The 23,734-nt window shown below is 68.3% G+C and carries 22 protein-coding genes and 1 pseudogene; 9 read left to right on the top strand and 14 right to left on the bottom strand.

The window, feature by feature from the left end; genetic code table 11:
* Positions 1-40: 40 nt before the first annotated feature.
* Positions 41-3,568 (bottom strand): BREX-2 system adenine-specific DNA-methyltransferase PglX, encoded by a 3,528-nt coding sequence (gene pglX / locus O7610_RS25325; protein ID WP_289212041.1) that lies wholly within the window; start codon positions 3,566-3,568, stop codon positions 41-43.
* Between the two features lie 33 nt (positions 3,569-3,601).
* On the opposite strand from pglX, the gene O7610_RS25320 reads away from it, so the two are divergent.
* Entirely contained in the window at positions 3,602-4,357 is a 756-nt protein-coding gene (locus tag O7610_RS25320; RefSeq protein WP_289212040.1) for an AAA family ATPase, read from the top strand.
* Here the strand turns inward: O7610_RS25320 and O7610_RS25315 are convergent.
* The 7 genes from O7610_RS25315 to pglW all read right to left on the bottom strand — a co-directional run bounded on the left by O7610_RS25315 (position 4,296) and on the right by pglW (position 14,440).
* Positions 4,296-4,700, bottom strand: coding sequence for a hypothetical protein (locus O7610_RS25315; RefSeq protein ID WP_289212039.1), 405 nt, complete (start codon positions 4,698-4,700; stop codon positions 4,296-4,298). The two genes, O7610_RS25320 and O7610_RS25315, sit on opposite strands and share 62 nt — an antisense overlap.
* Before the next feature lie 98 nt (positions 4,701-4,798).
* Positions 4,799-5,254: a hypothetical protein gene (locus O7610_RS25310; protein WP_289212038.1), complete on the bottom strand. Its 456-nt coding sequence runs from the start codon at positions 5,252-5,254 to the stop codon at positions 4,799-4,801.
* A 109-nt stretch (positions 5,255-5,363) separates the two neighbouring features.
* Positions 5,364-6,257, bottom strand: coding sequence for a radical SAM/SPASM domain-containing protein (locus tag O7610_RS25305; protein ID WP_289212037.1), 894 nt, complete (start codon positions 6,255-6,257; stop codon positions 5,364-5,366).
* Positions 6,258-6,368: 111 nt separating this feature from the next.
* The gene (locus O7610_RS25300; RefSeq protein ID WP_289212036.1) at positions 6,369-8,060 is read right to left on the bottom strand and encodes a DUF262 domain-containing protein; all 1,692 of its coding nucleotides are present in this window, start codon (positions 8,058-8,060) and stop codon (positions 6,369-6,371) included.
* Between the two features lie 12 nt (positions 8,061-8,072).
* Positions 8,073-8,933 carry a hypothetical protein gene (locus tag O7610_RS25295; RefSeq protein WP_289212035.1) on the bottom strand — a complete coding sequence of 287 codons (861 nt, stop codon included), beginning with the start codon at positions 8,931-8,933 and terminating at the stop codon, positions 8,073-8,075.
* Positions 8,923-10,254, bottom strand: a complete 1,332-nt coding sequence (locus O7610_RS25290; RefSeq protein ID WP_289212034.1) for an AAA family ATPase — start codon at positions 10,252-10,254, stop codon at positions 8,923-8,925. Before O7610_RS25290 ends, O7610_RS25295 begins: the two co-directional genes overlap by 11 nt.
* Positions 10,208-14,440 carry a BREX system serine/threonine kinase PglW gene (pglW, locus tag O7610_RS25285; protein ID WP_289212033.1) on the bottom strand — a complete coding sequence of 1,411 codons (4,233 nt, stop codon included), beginning with the start codon at positions 14,438-14,440 and terminating at the stop codon, positions 10,208-10,210. Before pglW ends, O7610_RS25290 begins: the two co-directional genes overlap by 47 nt.
* 80 nt (positions 14,441-14,520) lie before the next feature.
* On the opposite strand from pglW, the gene O7610_RS25280 reads away from it, so the two are divergent.
* A complete protein-coding gene (locus tag O7610_RS25280; protein WP_289212032.1) occupies positions 14,521-15,597 on the top strand; it encodes a DUF6183 family protein in 1,077 nt (358 codons plus the stop codon).
* An 18-nt stretch (positions 15,598-15,615) separates the two neighbouring features.
* Here the strand turns inward: O7610_RS25280 and O7610_RS25275 are convergent, their stop codons facing one another.
* A complete protein-coding gene (locus O7610_RS25275; protein WP_289212031.1) occupies positions 15,616-15,753 on the bottom strand; it encodes a hypothetical protein in 138 nt (45 codons plus the stop codon).
* Positions 15,754-15,823: 70 nt separating this feature from the next.
* Here O7610_RS25275 and O7610_RS25270 point away from each other — a divergent pair, with 70 nt between their 5' ends.
* From O7610_RS25270 to O7610_RS25255, 4 genes and pseudogenes are all read left to right on the top strand, one after another.
* Positions 15,824-16,738 (top strand): barstar family protein, encoded by a 915-nt coding sequence (locus tag O7610_RS25270; RefSeq protein ID WP_289212030.1) that lies wholly within the window; start codon positions 15,824-15,826, stop codon positions 16,736-16,738.
* Between the two features lie 195 nt (positions 16,739-16,933).
* Positions 16,934-17,767, top strand: coding sequence for a transposase family protein (locus O7610_RS25265; protein ID WP_289212029.1), 834 nt, complete (start codon positions 16,934-16,936; stop codon positions 17,765-17,767).
* 66 nt (positions 17,768-17,833) lie between these two features.
* Positions 17,834-18,019, top strand: a pseudogene (locus O7610_RS25260) (hypothetical protein); the annotation flags it as partial.
* A 54-nt stretch (positions 18,020-18,073) separates the two neighbouring features.
* A complete protein-coding gene (locus O7610_RS25255; RefSeq protein ID WP_289212028.1) occupies positions 18,074-18,556 on the top strand; it encodes a hypothetical protein in 483 nt (160 codons plus the stop codon).
* Here the strand turns inward: O7610_RS25255 and O7610_RS25250 are convergent.
* Positions 18,544-19,002, bottom strand: a complete 459-nt coding sequence (locus tag O7610_RS25250) for a hypothetical protein (RefSeq protein ID WP_289212027.1) — start codon at positions 19,000-19,002, stop codon at positions 18,544-18,546. The two genes, O7610_RS25255 and O7610_RS25250, sit on opposite strands and share 13 nt — an antisense overlap.
* A gap of 293 nt (positions 19,003-19,295) precedes the next feature.
* On the opposite strand from O7610_RS25250, the gene O7610_RS25245 reads away from it, so the two are divergent.
* The gene (locus tag O7610_RS25245) at positions 19,296-19,511 is read left to right on the top strand and encodes a DUF4143 domain-containing protein (RefSeq protein WP_289212026.1); all 216 of its coding nucleotides are present in this window, start codon (positions 19,296-19,298) and stop codon (positions 19,509-19,511) included.
* 103 nt (positions 19,512-19,614) lie between these two features.
* Here O7610_RS25245 and O7610_RS25240 read toward each other — a convergent pair whose 3' ends face one another.
* Positions 19,615-20,265: a hypothetical protein gene (locus O7610_RS25240; RefSeq protein WP_289212025.1), complete on the bottom strand. Its 651-nt coding sequence runs from the start codon at positions 20,263-20,265 to the stop codon at positions 19,615-19,617.
* A gap of 50 nt (positions 20,266-20,315) precedes the next feature.
* Positions 20,316-20,861 carry an RNA polymerase sigma factor gene (locus O7610_RS25235; protein ID WP_289212024.1) on the bottom strand — a complete coding sequence of 182 codons (546 nt, stop codon included), beginning with the start codon at positions 20,859-20,861 and terminating at the stop codon, positions 20,316-20,318.
* A 121-nt stretch (positions 20,862-20,982) separates the two neighbouring features.
* Here O7610_RS25235 and O7610_RS25230 point away from each other — a divergent pair, with 121 nt between their 5' ends.
* Both O7610_RS25230 and O7610_RS25225 read left to right on the top strand, forming a co-directional pair.
* The gene (locus O7610_RS25230; protein ID WP_281552879.1) at positions 20,983-21,561 is read left to right on the top strand and encodes a helix-turn-helix domain-containing protein; all 579 of its coding nucleotides are present in this window, start codon (positions 20,983-20,985) and stop codon (positions 21,559-21,561) included.
* The gene (locus O7610_RS25225; RefSeq protein ID WP_289208230.1) at positions 21,558-22,781 is read left to right on the top strand and encodes a retropepsin-like aspartic protease; all 1,224 of its coding nucleotides are present in this window, start codon (positions 21,558-21,560) and stop codon (positions 22,779-22,781) included. Before O7610_RS25230 ends, O7610_RS25225 begins: the two co-directional genes overlap by 4 nt.
* Positions 22,782-22,921: 140 nt before the next feature.
* On the opposite strand, the gene O7610_RS25220 is transcribed toward O7610_RS25225, so the two are convergent.
* The gene (locus tag O7610_RS25220) at positions 22,922-23,332 is read right to left on the bottom strand and encodes a type II toxin-antitoxin system VapC family toxin (protein ID WP_281552877.1); all 411 of its coding nucleotides are present in this window, start codon (positions 23,330-23,332) and stop codon (positions 22,922-22,924) included.
* Complete coding sequence (locus O7610_RS25215) at positions 23,329-23,607, bottom strand: type II toxin-antitoxin system Phd/YefM family antitoxin (protein WP_281552875.1); 279 nt, start codon at positions 23,605-23,607, stop codon at positions 23,329-23,331. Before O7610_RS25215 ends, O7610_RS25220 begins: the two co-directional genes overlap by 4 nt.
* Positions 23,608-23,734: the final 127 nt, after the last annotated feature.

The following is a 23,734-nucleotide window of genomic DNA, read 5'->3' as shown; positions in this document are numbered from 1 at the left end:
AACCCCACCACCGTCCAACAGGGTCAGACGGTGTCGGGTCCTACTCGGGGAGGCCGCGGAGCAGGGACAGAGCTGTGCGGTCGGAGCTGAGGGTGGACAGCTCGGTGTCGATGAAGTCGGTGTAGAACTGTGCCGGCGAGCCGGGATAGCCGGGGCGTTCGGCGGCGTACCACTGGTGTAGCCACGGCTCCAGCTCCAGCAGCCCGGCGAGCAGCGGCAGCAGCCGGTGCGCCTCCCACGCCTCCTGACTGCGCCGGTTCACGTACACCGTGGCCAGCGCCTGCGCCTGCGCCAGGTGGTCCCAGCCGGCCCAGCCGAGCAGCAGACTGGAGTCGGTGTCGCGGCCCATTTCCGGGTACGAGATGAACCGCTCCTTCGGCACGTCGAGCTTGCCCCGCGCCTTCGCGTACGACGGCCGGACAAAGTCCGCCGAGGTGTACTTCGGCGGCACGTCGATCTCGACCGTCTCCCCGGCGTCCTCACGCCGCTGCTTCTCCCAGGTCTGCTCCCACAACACCCGCTTACGCAGCCCGGACGGCTTGTAGCGCTGCTTCGGCAGGAACGGCACATGCTCGGTGGCGACCAGCTTGTCGAGCGCGACGACCAGGCTCATGCCCTCGTACTCCGGTAGCAGCGCCAACACCTGCTGGAAGTCGGCGTCGCCGGCCACCCGGTCGGCGAGTTGCGCCACCGACAGCGGCTCCGGCATGCCACCCCACAGTTCGGGGGCCTCCAGCCGATCCAGCAGCCAGTCCCGCAACGCCGCCGCCTGCATCTTGGCCCAGCCGTCGGTGGCCCAGCGCCGCTTGCACTCCGGACGCTCGATCAGTTGAAGGTGCCGGTTGCCGGCCGTGGCAGCAATCCGTCGTTCCACCAGGTCGCGGTAATCCGCCGGCCAGTCGGGGTTGGGCTTGTCCACCGGTACGGAGTCGTGCCGCATGAACCAGGCCGTCTCCACCTTCTGCTGCACCATCGTGATCTCGAACGCCCGCTCACCAAGGCTCAGCCCTGGCGGGTCCGGATGGGTCAGATCCTCATCCATCAGCCCGTAGAGCCGGTAGACCTCCCAGTCCAGCTCCTCCTGAAGCGCGATCATCCGCGCGCGGACCAGGTCGTACTCGGCTCGCGCCAGCGCCAGCCGCTCCACAGTCGGCACCCCCGACCCGGCCACTGCCGCCGGAGTCAGCTCACCTAGCCGCTGCGCCAACGTATCCAGCTCACGCGCCCGCCCCAACGGAAACTCCGCCGGCAACGGAAACTTCTGAATTTTAGTAACGGCAAACTGGTAAAATCTTTCCCATTCTTGACTTTTGAATCCCTCGTTAATACCCTGGCCGCCTTTGTTATGGCTAACTTGCTTCATCCAGAAGCAGGCAGTAGAGCTATTAAGAAGACCAAGAAATCCCATGTAACCGAGCTCATCATCCGAGCCTAGAACCTTGATAACCGGCGCGGTCTGACCGAATACCGCACCACTTCGGTCTAGAACAAAGTGGTTATGCGTAGCAACTTCTCCCCAGGAGATAACGGGCCCACCTTGCAACTTGCCTCGGTACAATTCGCGAATATCATACCATTGCATTTCGGGAATTCTATGGACAGGAATCCCAAACTTCTTGCGCGATTGCAACGAGGATCTGTATGGCCAGAGATGGCGGAGGGCGTTTGAGATCTTCGACTTACCCAAACGAACAAGGTCTGGCCGATACGGAAAGATACAAACAGAATTCGAGCCAATCAAATAGTCCCGAACGTGCTCGCCTGACACCGACCTACGAACAGGACCGACGCGCAACCTTTGAGCCTGCGAGTCCTCTAAGATAAACGCCTCATCTTCGCCGGTTATTGCCGAGAAACCGACGTCGGCAACGACACCAAGCCGTCTATCAGTCGAAGAAATCGCCCGGACCAGGTCGATTGAGCCGCCACCAGACAGGCTCCACGGATGCGATAAAACATGATCGCGAGGAATGTCGATCGAACTCACATAGACAGATTCACTTCCTGGATTATCAACTTGTCTAACGATCGCAGCCCACACCGGCCCGGAAGCTGGGTCAGCTGGGACTGCCGATTCCCCTCGATTACTAAGGACAGCGCGGACGACCGGGAGGCGGCGGCGGGCGTTGGTGCGGCCGATCAGGATCACGGTCGGCGTGCCGTGGCCGGGGATGTATGCACCGGACGTGTCGATGACCTCGCTAAGCTCAACCTCGTGGGCGAAGTAGTCCTCGATCAGCTTCTTGCCGAACTCGCGCTTCATGAAGGCGTTGCCGGTGATCTGGCCGACGAAGCCAGCACCCTCGCCGTACTCGTCGGATTTCTTCGCCAGGTCAAAGAAGCGCTTCGCGAACGGCACGGTCAGCGCGTACTGCCGATGACAGACGTCCGGGTAGATGCTGCGGTAGAGCCTGTTGCGGGCCGGGTCGGCGACGGTGATGTAGGGCGGGTTGCCAACCACCACCGTGTACTGGCCAACCTCCAGATACTCAGCCAGCAGATCTGCGTCTTCGCTCTCGTAGGCGAAAACCGGTTCCCCCTCAAGGACTGCCAGCAGGTCGCCCTGTGCGCGGGAGGCGCGGCCCCACTCCAGCAGGGAGTCGCCGGTGGCGACGCGGACGGGGAAGGCGGGGCAGCGTTCGAGCTTGTGCCACTTGCCGAGCTTGATCGCGGCGACCAGCAGCCGGAAGCGGGCGATGGCGACCGCGAAGGCGTTGATGTCGACGCCGGTGACCTGGCCGAGCGCCCGGTCGACGATGGCCCGGATGTCGGTGGTCGGCTCCCGTTTGCGCCACTCGCGCACCAGCCGGTCGAACGCGCCGAGCAGGAAGTGGCCGGAGCCGCACGTCGGGTCGATCACCTTCATCTCGGGCAGGCCGAACTCGCTCAGCGCCGGCTCGAACGTTCGGTCCAGGATGAACTTCTCGACGAACACCGGAGTCTGCAACAGCGCGTACGTCTTCTTCGCGTGCGTCGACAGCTCCTGGTAGAGGTCACCGAGGAAGCGGGTGTCCAGGGTCGCGCTGCGCAGCGACACCCGGCCCTCCCCCGTACGGAAGAAGTTGCTCAGCTCCTCCGCGGCCGCGCCGGAGATGTCGAACCGCCACACCGGGTTGTGCTTGTCGAAGATCTGCGCCGTCGGGCGCAGCCTGCCCAGGTAGCGGAACGCTTCCCGCAGCCAGTGCCGGTCGTTGTGCAACGAATGGTCGGCCTCGATCAGGTACGCCTGCCGCCGCTGCATCCCCGCCTCGGCCGGGGCCGCCGGATCGTCACCGCCGATCCGCAGCCCGTCGATCAGCTCGTTGTCCTCGCAGAAGCGGACGAAGACACAACCCAGCACCCAGGCCACCGCCGCCTGGTCGAGCACGTCCTCCAGCCACACCTCGAACGCGCCGGCCAGCCGCTCGGCCTTCTTCGCCTTCTCGTACTCCTGCAGCAGCTCGGCCCGCAGCGACAGCGACTCCGGCTCCGCGAGCCGCTTACGCAGGTCCTCGACCAGGTGTTTCACCTGTGCCTGCATCGCCTGCTGGAGTCGCCGCCGCGCGTCTTCGTCGAGTTCATCGAGCACGGCTGCGATCCTACGGGCAGGAGGTGATCACAAATGTTCGTGCGTCGCGCCTACCTGCCGACCCGGCCGCTGACCCCGGCCGATCAGGCTCGATGGCCGTACACCATCCCTGCTGTGGCCAGGCTGGCTGATCAGGGCGTCAATTTCCCCACGCCGGTGACTCTGCTCGCCGGTGACAACGGCACCGGCAAATCCACCCTGGTCGAGGCAATCGCGGTCGCCGCCGGGTTTAACCCTGAGGGCGGCGGCACGTCCTTCCGGTTCACCACCCGCGCCACCGAATCCCCGCTCGGCGAGCACCTGGTGCTGCAACGTGCCCCCGGCCGCAAGCCCCGCACCGGGTTCTTTCTGCGCGCCGAGTCGTACTACAACGTTGCCACCCAGATCGAGCGCCTCGACGCCGACCCCAACTCCCCACCTCTGCTCGGTGCCTACGGCGGAGTCTCCCCACATGAGCGCTCGCACGGGGAGTCGTTTCTCGACCTGGTCAATCATCGCTTCGGCCCGCAAGGGCTCTACCTGCTCGACGAACCGGAGGCAGCGCTGTCGGTACACGGCTGCCTGGCCCTGCTGCTGCGCATCGCCGACCTGGTCGACCAGGGTAGTCAGTTCATCATCGCCACCCACTCGCCGATCCTGCTGGCCAGCCCTGGCGCGACGATCCTGCAAATCGACGCCGCCGGCACCATCGCCCCGGTTGACTACGACCAGGCCGAACCGGTCGCCCTCACCCGAGCGTTCCTGGCCGACCCGGGCCGGTTCCTGCACCACCTGCTCGCCGATCGTTGACCAAGCGCAGCAGATGCCGGTAGGAGCCGGGCTCAGCGCCCAGCGCCCGCAGCACTGTGCCAACGTGCGCATAGACGGCGCTCTCAGCCGGATGGCCGTCGAGGTCACCTCGGTCGAGCATTCGCCCGGCGATGTACAGCTGGCTGAGCATGCCGTCACGGCTGTCCAGCTCAGCGAGATACCGGGCGCGCACCAGCCGCGCGACAGGTGGTGCGGCCAGGCTGTGCAGGTACAGGCTGGCCGCGTCGAACCCGGCCGGAGCCAACCCCCAGCCTTCCCAGTCCAGCACCCAGCAGCCCGGACTGGTCAGCTGCGCCCAGTGCAGGTCCGCGTGCGCGGGCACCCACTGATGTACATCGACCGGCAAGGCCTCACCCCAGATCTGGATCCGGGACGCGAGCCGCTCATTATCCACCGCGACCCGATCCGTCTCGACCTCAGTCAGGAAGGAGAGGTGCCGCCAAGACGCATCCACCACATCTCGCTCAGCGCCGGCACCGCAGTCAGCGCCGCAGTCCGGCTGCACGTCGGCTCGTCGACGTGACTCATCAGGTCGGCGCGGAACCGTAGATCGCTCTCCGCGTGCTCCCAACTGCGCCACACCCGGGGCAGCCGCAGCCCGCCCAACTGCTGCGAGGCGGTGGCGTTGCCGTCCCAGAACACCCCGACTTCTCCGTTGACAGGTTCCCCGACCAGCCGCAGCCACCCGTCGTGGCCGTCGTCGTCCACCCGTGCACCGGTCGATCGGTTACGCCATCCGTACCGGAACTCACCCACCAGCTCAACCCGCAGGGCGGCAGCGGCCCGACGCAGCATCGACGCCAGCCGCCGCCGGTGGTCCTCAGCGTCGTCCTCTGGCCAATGGTCCTCATTCGGTAGCCACCGTGTGTGCTTCACACTGTCAGCATCACCCAGCCACCTCGGTCACCGCGAGCCCACCACGGATATCCGGAGAGTCAGTGACCTGCCGGAGACGCGGCCGCCTGGAAGGGTTAGGTCCGATCGGTCAGCGGTAGTACGGCCAGCACCGCTTCGACGGCGCACAGGGGTTGCACGACGGACTACACGACGGTGAACAGGTCGGCTGGCACCGCGCTGGTGCGCACTGCGGCGCGCACTGCGGCCCGCACGGCTTCGGCCGCTTCCCGAAGGCCGACCTCAGCTCGGCCCGCACCTGCGCCGTACCCTGGTTGGTCAGGATCGAGGCGAGATTCGCCTCACGGACGTTGCCGACCGGCAGCCAGCGCGAGAACACGCACGGCCAGACCGCACCGTCAGCGCCGACCGCCAACACACCCGACGCACAGTTGCCGCACAACTGCTCTACACCCAAGGCATCGCCGCCTACCCCACGGCCCACCTGCCGGAGCCAGTCCACACCCACCTCTGTCGCACCCAGACCGCGCAACTCGGCAACCGCAGCCTCCACGCGCTGGCCACCGCCCAGGTCGACCACACCTACCCGCAGTGGAATCGACCGGCGCACCGCCTCGCCGATGTTGGCCCGAGTACGAGCGTGCGAGCCGGCCCGACCGGTGACCGCAGCGTGCTGCCCGGCCGGATCGGAGTAGTACGAGCAGGCCAACCGCACCCCCTGCTGGGCGAACAGCTCCCACATGGCCGGCGTGACATACACGAGGTTGGAGAACACCTCCACCTCCAAGCCGGCGGCCAGGGCATGCCTGAGTAGATCCGGAAGATCTGGATGCAGAGTCGGTTCCCCACCGATGAACTGCACCATCTCGACGCCCAGCTCCACCGCCTGGTCGATCACCCGCCGCCAGTCCACTGCAGTCATTGAACCGTGCCCGCCGGACGGACCGCTGGCGGCGTAACAATGCCGGCACTCCAACTGGCACCTACCGGTGATCTCCAGCCACACGAACGACAGATCCGCCATCCCAGGCCCGCCCCTCTCGAAGGAACGTCAACCCGGAGTATCGCAACAACCACCCAAGATGTTCATCAATTTCCACCGAGAGATGCCCCAGTCGAAAGTTCGGCTGCGGGGTCACTCGTCGTGCTCGGTGTCGTTGTCGGCCACGCCGGTCATGTCCGGCCCGAGCATGACGCCCAGCCCTTTCGCGAACGCCCGCAGCCGCTCCTGCAACACCTCGCCCCGCAGCTCCAGGAACCCCTCGTGGTCGCCAGCCAGCAGCTTGAGGAAAGCCCGCTCGTTGATGCAGTGACTGGCCAGCAGCCTCGTCACGTGCTCCGGGCTGATCGTGCGCTCCAGCTGGCCCTTGCGTAGCTCCTTGAACACCCCCAGCGGGTTGTCCCCCGGGCCGGTCGGCAGGATGATCCGGTTGGCCGCCGTCGAATGACCTGGCACGATCTGCCGGTACGCCTGCGGCACCCCGCCGGCCAGCCGTTTCACCACCTCGAACTCCTGGCCGAGCGCGTCCCGCCGGGTCGGGAACTCGTGCGCCTCCCACGCCACGTACGCCAGCGTCCGGGCACTGTTCAGGTTGAACGGCTCCGGCATCGGCTGCACCGCGCCGACGTCCAGCTTCAGGGTCGGGGTCGCGCCGGAGGCGAACGCCTTCATCTCCGCCAGGCCCTCCCGGATCCGGGTCGAGTTGGCACCCGCGAACGACCCCGCCCACGACGTCACCCAGAACCAGCGCTCCAGCTCCAACCGCTGGTTGCCGGTCGGGTCCGGCCGACAGTGGAAGAAGTAGGTCAACAACACCAACTGATGCGAGTACGGCAACAGGGCCGCCAGCGGCAGCCCCGCCGCCCGCAGCAGCTCCACCGCCTTGTGCACCGCCTTCTGCCCGGCCGCCAGCACGTCGACCTGGCTGGTCCGGATCCGCTGCGCCACCTGTTCCCAGTGCGGCTTCATGACGTCCGGCTCGCCGGCGATCGCTAGCATCGACCGGAACACCGCCATCCTCGGCAGCTCACCGAAGCCCGTGCTCGCGACGGACTCGACGATGCTGTCGACCTGTTCGCCCATTGTGGATTTCTGGACCGGGCCGGTCAGCCGGGAGGCGATCTCGTGTGTCTCCAGGCGTACTCCACGGTTGTTGATCCGGGCGAACACCTCGATGGCCGACCCCAGGTCGCTGTCGCGGACCCGCACCAACGGAATCTTGTACGCACGAACCCGCTGCGCCACCCAGTCGGCTTCGTTGACCAGCCTCTCCATCCGGGTGGCGTCGTTGACCCGCGCCTCCAGGTTCCGCAGGAAGCGGAGAAAGTCGACGGTGCTGTTGACGGAGCGCATCGGGAGGTACGAATCAGGAGGAAGGGGCGGCGGGGAGCCGAACGCCCGATGATGCCGGTAGCGTTCGTTGTCCTCCTGCGGCTCCAGATCGCGATAGATCCGCCACTTCCACTCCCGCTGATCGTCGCCGCGCGGCGGCCGGCCCTGCCTACGCAGCACCCCGAACAGGGTGGAGAGCCGTTGATGCCCGTCGAGCACGTACGACACCGGAGTGCCTGCCGGCGGCATCCGCACCGGCACCTCGCCGAGGTGGTCGAGCGAGGGCACCTCGTCGGTGGTCTCCCACACGGTGATGCCGCCGATCGGCCATCCTCGCTCGATGCTGTCGAACAGGTCCAGCATCTGCTCGGGTCGCCACACGAACGGCCGCTGAAACCTGGGCACCCGGATCCGGCCTGCGGCGATCTCCTCCAGCATGTCGACCAGCATCATCGCAATAGGTTCGACCTGGACGTCTCCCCGGCTGCTGGACATACCGCTAGTGTCCTACAGGATCGTGTGGATCATCGTGAGGATCTGCCGCAGTTCGGCGACGACGTCCGGGCCGAGCTCGTCGAAGTCCGCCTCGGTCAGCTTCCGGCCCGCCACGGTGAGCTGCCTGGGCAGCCCGTTACCGGGGTAGGAGTCCTTCTTCAGGTAGCCACGCTGATTCGCCGGCATCGCCCGCAGCTGGCTGATCCTGCGCCGATGCCGGGGGTAGAGCGACTCCCACACCACGAGCGGGACGTAGTTCTCCGCCGCCCGGTAGGCGAGGATGTGCACGTTCTGGATGCCGGCCGCGTGCGCCTGCGCCTTCCTGGGCTCGTTGTCGCTCGGCTGGCCAGGGCCGTCGCGGTCGCCGTCGAACAGGATCGCCACCCTTGGCGACACGATCGCGAACTTCTTTCCCTCATCGGCGGCGAGTTCGGCCATCTGGCCCTTACCGCCGCCGTTGTGCAGCCGAAGCCACATCCGACGCAGCGCCTCGACGATCCGCTTGTCGTCCAGGGCCGCCGCCATGTCCTGCACGAAGCTGCCATCGGCGAGCTGATTCTCCAGCACCAGCACCGCCGGCTTGTCCAGGTCAGCGACCAGATGCTCCAGGTCAGCCAGGCCGACACGCACCGTCCGCCGAGCGTCCGGTGGGCTGGGGTACGCGGCCTCCTCCGTCGCCTCCTCTGCCCACTGGCTGAGCACCGGCATCCGGACACCCGCTCGGGCCAGCCGCTCGACAAGGTCGATCATCCTCGCTGCCTGCGACAACGTCGGATGCCAGTCGTGGCGCTTCTCCGCCACCATGCAGAGCAGCGTGATCACCGGCCGGTGGTCCGCGCCGTCCAGAATCGTCTCGTCGATGTCAAGAAGCACGGGCGTTCCGTTCCGACTGGGCAGCCGCGAGGGCTCGGACCTCGTGGTAGTCCTGGGAGAAGTAGCCCGGCGGCCAGCTGTCGTCGAGGTTGCCGAGACTGTCCAGCGGGATGCGACGTGCCGACGAGACGCCGTCGTGCTGCTCCACGACGTAGATGGCAACCGTCTCCGGGCCGTAGTCGTTGTCGACCTCGGCGATCCGGCGACGCAGCCGCAGCAGCAGCGTTTCGCTGTGTGTCTCGATCAGAAACCGGGTCCCGGTCCGCTGCGCGGTCCTCAGGTAGAGGTCGGCCAGGTCAGCGTGGACACGTGGGTGCAGGTGCGCCTCCGGCTCCTCGATAATCTGCAACGGCGGCGCTGTGGTGATCCCCGCCAGTTCGTCCATCGCACACTGCGCCAGGATCGGCAGCACCTGGGCCAGCCCGCTACCGGCGTCGGCGAGGTTGATCCTTGCCCTGGAGCCGTCCCTGACCAGCACCGTCGACCAGAGCGGGCCGGCAGGGACCTCCTCCAGCCGCCACCCCGGCACGATCTCGCGAAAGTGCGCATTGATCTGTGCCAGCAGCCGTCCGTCCGACTTCCGCTGGCTGTCGGCCAGCAGGCCGGCCAGCCCTTCGCCCTTCGTGCCGAGCACGGCAGGCGTGCCGATCGGCATCCGATGCTGACGGGCCACCCGCTCCCGGTACGGCCCCAGGTATCGGATCAGACCTGGGCGCACCTGGCGGAACAGGTCGTCCAGGTCCGGCAGTTGCCCGGCGGCAGGCAGCAGGCCCGCGAAACGCACCTGCCTCGTCCGGGTCGGCCCGCCACTGATGCGGATGTCGTACTCGTCGAGCCCGTCGACCGAAGGCTCAGGAAGCGTCGACAGCTCGACGCCGTCGATGTCCGAGGTATCCGGCATCGGGGCGGTGAATCGGCTCGACACCAACTCAACGGTGCCGACCGGGTCGGCGCTGTCATCTGTGTCGACCCGAAGCGCCGCCACTACCGCGTTCCGTAGTCTGGCTGAATACTCCAGATCCACCCGCAGTGTGAACGGCAGCGGACCGTCGACGGTCACGCCCAACGTCAGCGGTCGCACATCGAGCTGATCGAAGTAGAGCTCACGCAGGTCGTCGACCGCGTCCGGGCCGAGGCGTTCCAGGTCCAGTGGGGACGGTGAGGTGGTGTCGAAGCCGGTGGCGATCACCAGCGGCGCACGGGTCAGGGCACTCTTGCCGGAGTTGTTCTTGCCGAGCACCACGGTGATCGGTGCCAGCTCGATCTCCTGCCGGTTACGGAACCCTCGGTAGTTCTCCAGAAGCAGCCGTCGGATGGGCATGGTGGATAGTCCTACCAGATCTGGCGTTCAGCCATTGCCCCGAAATCCACAGCGACTGACTCGCCGGTGACGTCAACGGCAACTGGTAACCGTCCAACATCGCCGGATCCGGTTTGCGGGCCGGCACCAGCAGCAGCCGCGCCGCCGGCCGGGGTCGGGTCAGATCCGCCAACTCCGCCAACAGCTCCACCTGGCCGTACCGGGCCAGCGACGCCGCCTCGGTCAACAGCACCGGCGCGTCCGTGGCCAGCGCCACCCGAATCGCCGGCACCACCTCGTGCCGGACCAGATCCACCAAGCTGCGGAAGTTCGCGTCAGTGGCCGAACCGGAGTCCGCCGCCACCAGCGCCTGCCACGGGTAGCCGAGCGCCCGCAGCCGATCCAGCAGGATCCCGGTCACGTCCACCTCGGTCAGCCCGAGCCGGGCCAGCAGCTCCCGCCGGGCGGCGGCCAGCTCCCGCAACGGGGTCAGCACCGCCAGGAACGCCCGCCGGTCGATCGCCCCGGCCAGCTTCGCCGCCACCTCATCGGCCTGCCACAGCGGCGCGGCGAACCCGCCGGTGACCGTGGCGCCCCGGGTGCCGCTGAGCACCGACGGCAGCGCCGGCGGCGCGTACACCCGCTGCTCGGAATCCCAGTCAAGCCCGGCGGTGTTCAAGACCAGCGTGTCGAGCTGCGGCCGGCCCGGCAGCTGCTGCGCGCGTGGGAAACGGGCCCGTACCCGTCCGATGATCTCGTCCTCGCGTAGCCGCTGCCCGGCGATGCTGCCGGCAGCCAACCGCAACGCCCGCTCGGCCGGCATGTCCACCGGGTAGAGCTGGCCCTGCCCGTTGACGTCGGCCCGGCCGTTGCTGCCGGCGGCCGCCAACTGCAGCAGCCGCAGCTCCGGCACCACCGGCATCGTCGGCGGCGGCGTGACCGCGGCCAGCTCCGCCACCGCCCGCTGCCGGGTCGGCAGCGGATCGGCCTGCACCAACTCCGCCGCACGGCTGCCGAGCGCCACCACGTACGACAACAGGTCGGCGGCGGTGGTCGTCGCCGCCGGATCCACCGGCTCCCGGCCCACCAGCACCGTCGACGAGGCCCGGAACCGCTGGATCGCCAGCCGGGCGTCGCCGCCGGTGGACAACTCCGTCTCCACCGCTGCCCGGACCAGGCCGATCGCCTGCGCCGTGCGTTTCGGCTCCGACGTGAACGAGCCGTGCGTGGCGATCAGCGCATCCGCCAGCTCGGCGGCCGACATCACCGCCCCCCGGCTCTCCACCAGGGCGACGATCTCGTCCCGAACCGCCGACACGGCGTCGTCGGCCCGCCAGGCGTCGATCTGCTTACGCAGCAGCACCGAAATCTGCGGCTGGGTCTGGCCGGTCCGGCGCGCCACCTCACCCTGCGTCGGCCAGTGCAACCACGTGTCGTCGCCCGGTGCCGGCTGCTGGCCCAGCAGCACCGCCAACGTCGTCCGGCGCTTGCTCGTGCGGCCCGTCTCCGCCGGAAGCAGCGCGGCGCAGAGCGTCTCCATGCCGCGCGTCGCCGCCCCGGCAGCCGGCCGACCGTCGCCGCCCTTTTCCGCACCGTCGACATCGCCGACGCCGTCGGCCGGGTCGGCCGCCAGCAGCGGGCGCAACGACCGGGCGTACGCCAGGATCTCCTTGCGGGTCGCGTCCGGCACACCCTTCGCGGTGACCAACGTGGATGGTTTGGCCTGGAGCAGGTCCCGCACGGTGACCAACCCGAGCCGGCGCACCGCCGAACGGGCCCGCACCGTCAACGGCGACTGCTCCAACACGGTGTCCAGGCTCGCCACCGACACCGCCGCCGGCGACGCCAGCCCCTTGCCGGCCGCCGGCACCTTCCGGAAAATGTCCCGCCAGGCGTCGAGCATCTCCTCGGCCGTGTCGAACCGGTCGGCGGTCTCCCGGGCCAACGCCCGGCCGAAGAAGTCGACCAGCCGGTCCGCGACCACCGGCTCGAACACCGCCGGATCCAGCGTCACCTCGTCGCTGACCGCCGCCGGATTCGCCCCACCCCACTCCGGCAGCGACCCCGTCGCCATCTCGAACAACGTCACCGCGGCGGCGAACCGCTCCGCCGCCCGGTCGTAACGCAACCGCTTCGGCGGGCCGAGGAACGGATCCAGATAGCCGGCGGTGCCGGCGGTCAACTGGTCCACCGGGGTCGCGGCCAGCGAAAAGTCGAAAACACACAGGTGCGGCTGCCGGTCCTTGGCATTCAGCGGCCGGGCCGCCAGGTTCGCCGGCTTCAGATCCCGGTGCCAGATCCCCACCTCGTCGAGGTATAGGACGATCTCCAGCAGGTCCCGGCCGTACCGCTCCAGCAGGTCCAGGGTGAGTCGGCCGCCCTGCAGCTCCTCGGCGAGGGTCCGCTCCCCCGCGCTCTCCATCAGCAGCGCCGTCCGGCCACCGACCGTGATCGGCCCCCGCACCAGCGCGGCCACCCGCCGGTCCCGCAGCTTGCCCAGCGTCTCCGCCTCCACCGCCAGCCGGGCGGCGTGCTGCTCGTCGCGGGCCACCTTCAACACCAGCCGCCGGCCGTCCTTGCCGTCGACCGCCGGCTCGCTGACCAGCAGAGCCAGCGCCGTCGAACCGGCACCCAGGCGGCTCAGCACGGTGTAACCGATGTCGAGCACGTCGCCCTTGCGGGCGACGAGCGGATCGACCACCGGCTCCGGCTCCGGTGCGGTCAGCTCATCCCACACCCGCTCCAGGCGGGACCGGAACGCGGCGACACTCGCCGACCGGCGCGTCGGATCCCCCCGGGTCGCGTCGTAGACGGCGTCGACCAACGCCGCCGGCATCCCGTCGACCGCCGCCGCCAGGTTCACCCCGCTGTCGCGTACGGCCGTCGCCAGCTCCTCGGCGCTGCCCGCCGGCGGCTGACCGGCGAAAATCCGGTAGCCGACCGCGCCCAGTGCGAAAACGTCCAACTGGTGGCCCGGCGGACGGCCCGGCATCGCCGCCTCCGGCGCCTGGTAACGCCGCACCTCGTCGTCGTGCAGCAACGTCAGACTGCCCGGGTCCGTCGACGAACCACCGGTACGGGTCAACCGGGTGTCCGCCAGCCGGCCACCGGTCTGCCAGTTCGTCACCACCAGCTGCGGACGCGACGACTCCGGATCGCAGACGTACACCGCCCCCGGATGCAGCGCCCGGTGCGCCAGCCGGCGCGAATGCGCGTAGTCGACGATCTCCGCCAGGTCGCCCAGCAGGTGCAGCCGCTGCGCCAACGTCAGCCGGTCACCCCGCTCCACCAGATACTGGTCCAGGCGTACCCACTGCTGCTGATGGTCGAAGATCAGCGCCGGGCCCAGCGGATGATCGACCAGGTCGTGCGCCTGGGCGATCCCCGGGTGATGGATGCCCTGCAGCAGCCGGAACTCCCGCTCGGCCGCCGCCCGGATCGCCGGGATCTCCTCCTCCGGGGCCCGGCTGGTCAGATAGAACCGCACCCGACGCAGCAACGCGGTGTCCATCACATGCCCGGCGATGAAATCCTGCCAGCCGACGCCCTCGGCGAACGGACGCGGATGCAGCAGCAGCTGCCCCACCCTGCGGTCCGCCACCGACGGGCGGATCTTCGCCCCCTTGACCAGGGCGACGATCTCCCGCCCCCGGGCCTCGTCGACCAGATGCGCCGGGTTACGCGGCGCGCCCGTCAACATCTCACGCAGACTCGGCAGACCCGACTCGGGCGCATCGTGCAGGCCGTACACGTGCTGACGGCCGATCGCATCCAGCTGCGACCGCACCGACCGGGCATGCAGGAACACCGCCGCCCCGATGAACGGCGTACGGGCATGTTTGCGCTGCTGGCGGGCGTAGTGGTCGATCAGGCTCGCCAGCCGCTTCGCCTTACGGTTGGCCAGGATCGTCGGATTGTCCCGCGGGATCAGCCGCGACGTCTTCGTCGCCCGGTGCACCCACTGACCGCCGTCGCCGTGCAGCTCACCCTGCCAGTGCTTGAGCTCCACGACGTACAGCCCGCTCGGGGTGAGCACCAGCGCGTCGACCTCGTTGATCGAGCCGTCGGACGCGACGAACTCGATGTTGGCCCAGACGTGGTACGGGTCGACATCCGGCAGGTACGAGGCCAGCTCCTGCAGGCCCTCCCGCTCCCACTCGTACCCACTGGGGTTGATCTGCTCCCACCTCGGCGAGTCCTGGCGCACCGACCGACGGTAGCAACGAGCCGCCCGTACGCCGATCGCCCGTCCGGTGCAACGGGTGAACGCTGGCTAGAGTGCTCGGCGTGGATGACGACCTCAAACGCATCGCGGCCGGCCTCGCCGAGTTGGGCGACGTGACGGCAGTCCTGGCGCTCGCCGAGAAGCGTCTCCGGGCCGGCGACGCGAGCTTCGTCGCGGACCTCGGCATCGCGGTGTGGCGCAGCTGCGGGGACGATACGACAGCACCGCGGCAGTACAGCAGCGTTCTCGACCGGATCATGCGGCTGCTGACTCTGACGCCAGGGGCGATCGACCAGGCCGTCCGGTTGATGTCCGTCGTGCAGGACCGCCGCCAGATCCGGTACGCCGCGTCGCTGCTCGCTTCGGCACATACTGCCGCAGACCTGGCCGTCGTGTTCGACACGGACGGGTCGGAGGAACTGCGGGCCTGTCTGCTGCAGGAGCTGGTGTTGCGCGGTGCCGAGGTGCATCACCGGTGGGTTGTCTCGCCGCACTGGCGCCAACATCCGCTCGGCTGGCTGCCGTTGTCGTTGACGCCGATCGAAGGGCACCCCAGCCGTGCCAGGTACCACCACGGCGGGGGCCGCCATGACCTGCCGGCCATGGCGGCGGAGCTCGCGCAGGGGCACGGTCCTGTTCCCCGGTGGCAGGAGACGACCACGTCTGGCGAGGCTGCGGCGCTCAGCGCGGCGGTCGACAACTGGGCCGAGGGATCCAACGGCCGTATCGAGGCACAGACGTTCGCGTTCGACGACGACCTCCCGCCGGACGCCGTCGGCGATGCGCTGGTGAGCGTCGACCTGGAGTGCACCCTGGGCCTGACGACAGGGCTCGGCACATGCTCGCCGCCGCAGGCGTGGCGGCAGTTGTTCGCAGCGGCGTCGACCGGCGGCGCGTACAACCGTGGCGAGTTCGGAGCGTACGGAAGGCTGCTGGCGTGGCGGTCGGTCGCGGCGCTGGTCGGCGCTGCGCCCAACGCACCGGCCGGTGATGTCGAAGCGCTGGCGCATCGCTGCTCGTGGTATTCGTTCGCCGGCTCCACCGCGTGGTTCGACCGTATCGCCTGGGATATCGGTCTGGCGGTGGTCTCACCGGACCGGCGACGGCTGGCGGTACTGGCTGCCAGCGACACCGACTGATTCACCGACGAGCGCCAATCAGCCCACGTTGAGCCGGTCCAGGATGTGGTGCTGGTCGATAGTCAGGGCCGGGTTGGCTGCGGAGGCATCAACCGGTTTGGGGTCGTCGAGAAGCCCGGCGATCCGCGCTGCTGGCAGGCGAGGGCTGCTCGCCATCGCCTGCCGCACCGTAGCAACGGGGTCGTCGGCGAAGCGGTCGAGCCCATCGGTAGGAAGTTCGGCGGCGATGCGCTACGTGTTCGCAACGTTACACGGAAGGGCTCACTCCATGTCTCGTGGCGGCGGAAAGCCTGGTGAACTGCTGCGGCTCTGGCACGATACGCTCCCGCTTCGTTGGCTGCTGGTCGACGACGACGCAGACGATCCGGGCAAGACCATCGCCGCCTGCGTCGACATCGACGGGCTGTTCGACGACAGCGGGCCAGCCTCACTGGCGACGGCCCGGCCGGCAGTGCTCATCGGATGCCAGCCCATGCCACCGCTGGAGCGTGCGCTGGACGCGCTGGCTCGCGGGATCGGCAACCCTGGTGGGGCGGCGTGGCGTCGCCGAATCCGTGCCTCCATCGCCAGCGTGGCAGACGACGGCAGCGCGACCCACGTGCCGGGAGCCTACGTCCATGGGTCGGTGGCGGCAGTCCGTCCGTCTGCGCTGGGCAACGGACTGATCGACGTAACCCTCGACACCCCCATCACCGACCCAGTGCCCGGCAGGGCACGCCAGATCTGGGATATTTGGCGCTCCGGCCGGCCGACCGAACACGGTCACTGGGTACACTACGACCGCCCTATCCGTCACCAGTGGACCGTGACGACGCTTGCCCACCACCGCTACGACGCCACTGACAAGCCAGCCGGCACCACCTACGAACTCGACGGGCGGAACGTCACCGACGTCGAAGGGTTCTACTGCGCTCTCGGTGAGGCAATCAACGGGCCGGGCGGCTACTTCGGCTCGAACGCCGACGCACTCCACGACTGCGCGCGAGGTGGCTGGGGAGCCGCAGCGCCGTTCAAGCTGGTCTGGCGGCATTCGGCTGTGGCTCAGGAGTGCCTGGGCCCGCCCACCCCAGCCGGCGACCCGGATTTCGGGCAGCTCCTGCACTGGCTCACCGAGGATGGGATCGACGTCCATGTGCGCTGAATTGCACAGCGGCAGAATGCGGCTCCGCCTCGGCGATTCGCTCGTGGTCCGCTAGCGTGAATCCCTAGTGGAGTTGGCCGCAGCGCTTCCGGCGTCCGGCAAATTCGTGGTGGCCCGCCTTGACGGTATGAGACTCACCGATGCCAACCAGGAGGCTTATTCAGCAGGGTCCAGTAACCCACAGTGGACCCCCCGATGAATGAGACGGCCCGCCCTCCCATAGGATGGAGTTTCCACACAACAACCAAAGAAAGCGGACCGCCGAACATGTATCATACCACCGGCTTCACGACCGATCAGATTCGCGACCTCTGCGTGCTGGTCCGCGCCGAATGCCGGAACCTGGGCATGGAACCGTGGCCCCCGGTCCTCGGCCTCTACCGTGCCCTCGTGGTCGCGTTGACCTACATGCGTCGTAACCGTGTCCAAGCGGAGATCGCCGAGGCGCACGGCGTCTCCCAGTCGACGATCTCACGGGCGGTCACCGCCATCACCCCGGTCCTCGACCGCGTGCTGGCGGGGTTCGTGCCGACCGCCGACGAGCTCGACCCGACCGCCCAGTACATCGTCGACGGCACTCTGTTCCCCTGCTGGTCATGGCGCACGGACCGCTGTCTGTACTCCGGCAAGCACAAGACCACGGGCATGAGCGTCCAGGTCGCCTGTACCCTCGACGGCGCGCTCGCCTGGGTCTCCGATCCCGTCACCGGCAACCACCACGACTCGTACGCGATCAACGACACCGGTGTTCTCGTCAGCCTGAATCCCGGAGACTGGATCGGCGACAAGGGCTACGTCGGCAACGGCATGATCACTCCGTACAAGAAGCCCAAGGGCGGCGAGCTCGCAGAGTGGCAGAAGGAATACAACAGGCAGGTCAACAAGATCCGCTGGGTCGTCGAACAGGTCATCGCAAACCTGAAGACCTGGAGAATCCTGCACACCGACTACCGCAGACCGCTCGCGACCTTCACGGAAACGATCTCCTGTGTCATCGGGCTGCACTTCTACAGGATCGCCTGTGAATAGACCTCCAGGTCTTTCACGACTTTTCGGACACCCTGTTTCTTCCCCCGCTACTTCGGCTGGAACTGGGACGCGCTATCCGACTGTCTGAGAGACCTGCGCACTGGTCCGGCGCGGGCGGCAGACCAGAGGGGGCGGCCGTCCCATCCACCGTGCTGCTCCTCTGTGACCACGACGACGAGGCGATACAGCCTCGGCAAACCATCGACCAGGCACTTCACGAGACGCGCTGGCGACCCCGGCGGTAGGCCATGATTGGCGTCCATGGGCACCGGCGATCCGTACACCACCGTCACCGAGCCGATGTTCGTGGCACGGTTCCTGATCGACCCAGGCACAGACACCGTTCACACTGTGGCCTCCGTCGACACGTTCGTCGACCTTCCCGACGGCTCCACCTGGTCGTTGACGATCGTGACTGTCGATGAAGTCGGCCGCCTGTTGGCGCGGTGGAGGAAAACAGGGGAGGTCGCGAACGGCAGCTACTTCTGGGCAGTCGACCAGCTCATCGTGCCTGAACCGGGCGTACCAGCGATGACTGCGGCGATCCGGGAGTTGGTGCGCAGCGGAGACATCACCAGCGCTGACGCGCGAGGCGAGGACGAGTCGTTCGTTGTCCCCGGTAACGGCACCCCCATGGGCGAGATGATTTCGCTCCGTCGGCACCGGGTGGTGACCCGCGAGCAGTTGACGGACGGGTCAGGGCACGCACCGGTGATGGACGCGGCGCGGTTCCGTGCCGATGCAGACAGCGCCGAGGACGGTGACCTACGGGACCCTCATGAAACCTGAGGCGGCCGACTCTCGACACCACCGTTCTCCCTGTCCGGCGGCACCGCCGGCCGTACCGCCGGGTCGTTGAAGCCGGCAGCGATCAGCGCCTGCCGGACCGCCTCCGGTGTGGTGGCCGGGAGCCGACAGTGCTTCAACGGCCCGGGACAATCCGCGCCGAACTCGCGGACGAGGCCGTCCAGCAACGCCTGCCGGCGCGGCTGCGCCGCTACCCGCTCGTCGTCGATCACCGGCGTACGCCGGCCGAGATCCTCGGCGATACGATCGCAGTAGTCATCGACGCTGGACGCCACCTGGGCACACACGAACTGCTCGACAGCCGCAGCAGGCCGATCATCCGGCTCGCTTGCCGACATGCTGGCCCGCACCAGCGGTACGGCGACCGCAGCCGCGCTGGCGACCACGAACAGCACGGCGATGGGTAGCCCAATCCGGACAGCCCGCATGAGGTCACCGTACCGCCGTCCAGCGACGCTGATTGAGCGATGGGGAGACCTCATGGGCAGACACAGATCGCTCGTTGCCGCCGTACTGCCGAGTTGGTGATCAGCCGGGACACCGCCTGTCAGCGGCGACAGCTCCCGCTCTTCCCCAGCTCGACGGTCGCCGGCAACGATTGCGCTGACGGCGGACCCGACGCTGTCAGCTCCCGTGCTCCTCGAAGGTAGCGGAGCCTGCGTTTGGCAGACCAGATCGCCTGCGTTCGGCAGAGTAAGCGACCTGCGTTGGTAGAGCAGAGGTGGACCTGCTCGCTCGACACGCGGACGGCCGGGTGCTGGGTGTCGAAGGCAAGCTGGCCTATCGCGTCGAGGACACCGGCACCAAGCATCTGCACTGGCTCCGTGACCGCATCGGCAAGGAACTGATCGATGGAGTTGTCGTGTACGCGGGCGAACGCGCCTTCCGCCGCCGCGACGACATCGCGGTCGTGCCGCTGGCTCTCCTCGGCCCGTGACGGGCGTTGCCCGCACGCCCGAGACTAGCCATCGAGGTGAGGCTGACGCACCTCAAAATCTCGTTTGAGGTGCGTCAGCCTCACTTCGACGCACAGCCCTCGCTCACTCCTCTGGGCGCATCCCGGGTTTGTTGTACAGGGTGCTCACGCGCGAGCCGAGATATGTACAGGAGGTGTCATCGGCGGGCGCGAGATAGAGCATCGTGTAGGTCACTTGCGTAGCGGAATCGGAGAATGTGGAGACGACCATGACGCTCCCATCGGGGAACAGTTCTGGCCGTATGCGATACCCATCGGCGAGGGCTGTCCTTTCGCTGCGGCTCCTGCTGGTGAGAGCTGCGTCTGCTCGTTGTTGCCCTGCCGAATCGAGGCAGACGGCTACCGGCTGAGCGTCTCTGGCGTAACGCAGCTCGGTTGGTACGCCGGCCTGGCGCAGGTCGGCGGCAAGACCGGCCGGGTCGTTGAGCCGGTCCCAGTCGACCATCAGTCCTACCGAGCCGTCCGGGTTGGCGGTTACCGCGTAGGCGGGGGTGGCCCCGCCGGGGCCGGCAAGCCAGACCGTCGACGCCGCGAGGGCCACCGCCACCGCGGCGGCGGCGACCCCGCCGAACGCGAGCCGCCGGTGCCGCACCCGACGAACAGCGGCGGGCTGTCGCCGTACCGCCGGCGTGCCGGACGGTTGCGCGACGTCGGACCGGGGTTGCGCGAGGATGCCGGCCAGCATCGCCGTGGCCTGCGGCGACTCGGCGTCCACCGGCCAGTCAGCGACTGGATCCGCGTCGCGGATCAGTCGATCGGTTTCCATCATGATCCTCCTTCGTTTGCCAGCGGGGAGAGCGCGGCGTCCGCCGGCCTCCTGGTCGGAGCCGGCTCCAACGCGGCCGCCAGCCGCCGCCGGGCCCGGAACAACCGCACCTTGTACGCGGTACGACTGCACCCCATGGCGGTGGCGGCGGCGGTGGCGTCGAGTCCTTCCCAGGCGGCCAACCGCAGCGCCTCCTGGTCTGCTTCGGACAGTTGCGCCAACGCTCGGTGTACCCGTACCTGGTCGATCACGGCATCGGCGTGGTCGGCCGTGACCGTCTCGACGACCGCGCCCAGCCGGGTCGTCAGCCTCGCCTGCCGGTCCCGGCCCCGGATCTCGTTGCCGATCAGGTGCCGGGTGGTGGCGTACAGCCAGGGCAGGGGGTCGGTGTCCGGCACGTCCGGCAGGCGTCGCCAGGCGACGAGGAACGCCTCGCTGACGAGGTCCGGCGCGCGTTCCCGGCCGACCCGGCGGGCCGCGTACCGCATCACCGCGCCGTAGTGCCGTCGGAACAGCTCCGCGAATCGTCTCCGATCGTCGTCCATGCCTGGTCTGTTTCCGCCTCCGCCGTCGGGGTTACCGCCCGCGCGGGGGCGTCGTTGACAGCGTTGCAGCCAACTTTGTACGCTAGTACGAAATTCCGGAACAACGATCAGGGGTGACCGGGTGGCATCGGATTCAACGGAGCTGCGGATCGCCGCGCTGGAGCGGCGCGTCGAGCAGTTGGAAACGGCGGCAGGCCGGGGCAGCGGTGGGTCAGGCACCGGTCGAGCAGCCGGAAGCGAAGCGTTGGGGCTGCTCGACCGGCTACGTGAGCAGCGTGCCGAGGCCTCCGGAGAGCCGACGGAGACCGGCTCGATCACCTATGCGGGGGCAGCCGGGTTCGGCCGCCGCGAATACCAGTGGGTCATGGAGCATCGCGTCCAGGATCTCGCCGCCGCCGACTGGGCAGCCGCCGCCGGCACGCTCGAATCCCTCGGCAGCCCGGCACGCCTGGCCCTGCTCGCCGCACTGCTCGGCGCGCCACGCACCCGTACGCAGCTGCAGGAGGTGCTCGGCGAAAGTTCGACCGGACATCTCTACCACCATCTGCGCGTCCTACAGACGGCCGGCCTGCTCGCCCAGCCCCGCCGTGGCGAGTACGAGCTGACCCCGCGAGCAGTCATCCCTCTGCTGACCATCATCGCCGCAACTTCCGACCTCGACACCGGCGGCCAACCGCCGCCAGCGCAGGAGGAGCGGTGAGCCGGCACCAGGGGCTGCTGCCGAGTGGGTCCGCCCGCGCCGCGTGGCGGGCGTGGACCCGGGGAGACGTCAGCGAGGTCGAACGGCTGGCGGCGCAGGTGAGCCCTCGGCAACGCGCGCACCTGCTGTTCCTCACCGACTACGTGTGCGGACGCTACGAACAGGCGCTGGCACACCACGCGACGCTGCGACCAGGGCCGCTGGGCTTCAGGCGGTTGGACGGGCTCGTCGCGCAGGCACTGCTGCATCTGGACAGACCAGCCGAAGCGGCGGCGTACCTGCGCCGGCGACGGCCGCGACGACCGACACCGCCGGACCTTCAGCTGCGAGTGGACCACCCGCTGACAAGCAGCCTCGGCCGCACCACGACACTGCCGTTCGCCGACCACGCGTTGGCGCCGTACCTGCCGGCGGTGGCCGCGACCATCGACGGCCACCAGGTGAACGCCGTCATCGACACCGGCGGACCTTTCATCGTCATGGGCACCCCGCGCGCCGACGCGCTCGGCATCCGGCTCGTCGCCACCGGCCGGCAGCACCACGGCACCACCCGCACCGACAGCTACACCGGCCTCGCCCACGAGCTGACCCTCGGCGACGCCACGCTGACCAACGTGCCCGTCGAGGCGATGCCCACGTTGAAAGGCGGCCAGGATGTAGTGGTCATCGGCACCAACGTCCTGCAACGGTTCCTCACCACCGTCGACTACCCCGGCGAACGGCTGCTCCTGTCGCCCCGTCGCGACCCCGACGGGTCAGCCACGCATCAGGCGTTGCTCGGCACTTGGCCCGAGGCCGCACGCATTCCGTTCCACCTGTGGAGTGACCATTACATGTTCGCCCGTGGCGGTTTCGGCGACCGCCAGGATCTCAACTACTTCATCGACTCCGGGCTCGCGTACGTCGTCCGGGGCGACGACGGATCGCCGCCCCGGCAGGCCTGCCTGTACGCGACAGCCCGGCGGTACCGCTCCTGGGGAGTCCCCCGTGCCCGCGCCGCCGGCCCGCACTTCGACACCGACGCACCGATCTCACTCGGCCCGCTGCGGCAGCAGCGGCAGTTCGTAGCCACCGCACCGGGTAGACGTGCACCGTGGGCGTCGTTCGGCGGCGTACGGATCGACGGTCTGCTGTCGCACGCCTTCCTGAGCAGGTACGCCTGGACCATCGACTTCGACCGGCACGAGTACGCCTTCCGCCAGCCGGCCCAGCTCTCGTGAGGCAGGGCGGCAAAGCAAGCCCGGCTAGATCTCGGCTGAATCGCCTGCGTCTGGCAACGCCACCATGCGGCGGCGAAAGCGGGCCAGGCAAAGTCGGCACACCCTGGGTAACAGTGGTGGCGGTACCTCGTCTTCGTGGGTCAGTTCTGGCCGGGGCTTGCTACGGGTAGTCCTGCTTCCTTGGCATGGTCGAGCAGCCGCCGGTCGTAGGTTACGAAGGCAGTGAGTGCCGTGCCGGACTCGTTGGTCAGCACCTGGGCGGTGGCCAGGTGGATGGCGTCGAGGCTGCGGAGCGTCGGCTCGGCGAACGCGGCTGCGGTCGCCCGAATCGTGCTGTCGATCTCGAGTCGGAACAGCCGTCCGACGGCAGCCGGCACGCCGATCAACGCTTGCGGAGCTGCTCGGCGCAGCGCTCTGGGCACTTCCACCTCGACGAGAGCGGAGGAGACCAGCGGCACATCGTCGTGCTTGTTGAGCCAGGAGACAAGGTCGGCGCTGCACACCTCCTGCCGAACCAGCTTGACGACGGCAGCTGAATCGAGATAGATCACCAGCGCTCCTCGTCACGCATCGCGACAAGCGAGGCGGCCACGTCCACATCCTCGTCACCGAGCTTCGGGGGAAGCGGCACAGAGCCGCCGCCGGTGGGGGCGACGGCTCGCCCCGCCGCTACCAGCTTCGCCAACACCGACCGGTCGTCGCCTACCGGAACGAGTCGGGCAATCGGGTGTCCGCGGTCGGTGATCTCGACAGTCTCGCCACCACTCACCCGAGCCAACACCTGACTCGTGTTCTGATTCAGCTCTCGGACACCGATACGCTCCATGGACACGAGTGTAGAACTAGATGTTCTACGTTTCCAGCTCCTGGTGATCCGGCGACAGCAGACAGCCGGTCGGCCGTCACCCGCCTCGTTTCCGCCTCGGCCGTCGCGGTTACCGAGCCGGGTGCAG

This window comes from Solwaraspora sp. WMMA2065, assembly GCF_030345075.1.
Classification (GTDB): domain Bacteria; phylum Actinomycetota; class Actinomycetes; order Mycobacteriales; family Micromonosporaceae; genus Micromonospora_E.
Note: the sequence above shows the minus strand (reverse complement) of the source record. Positions and strands in the feature narration are given on the sequence as shown.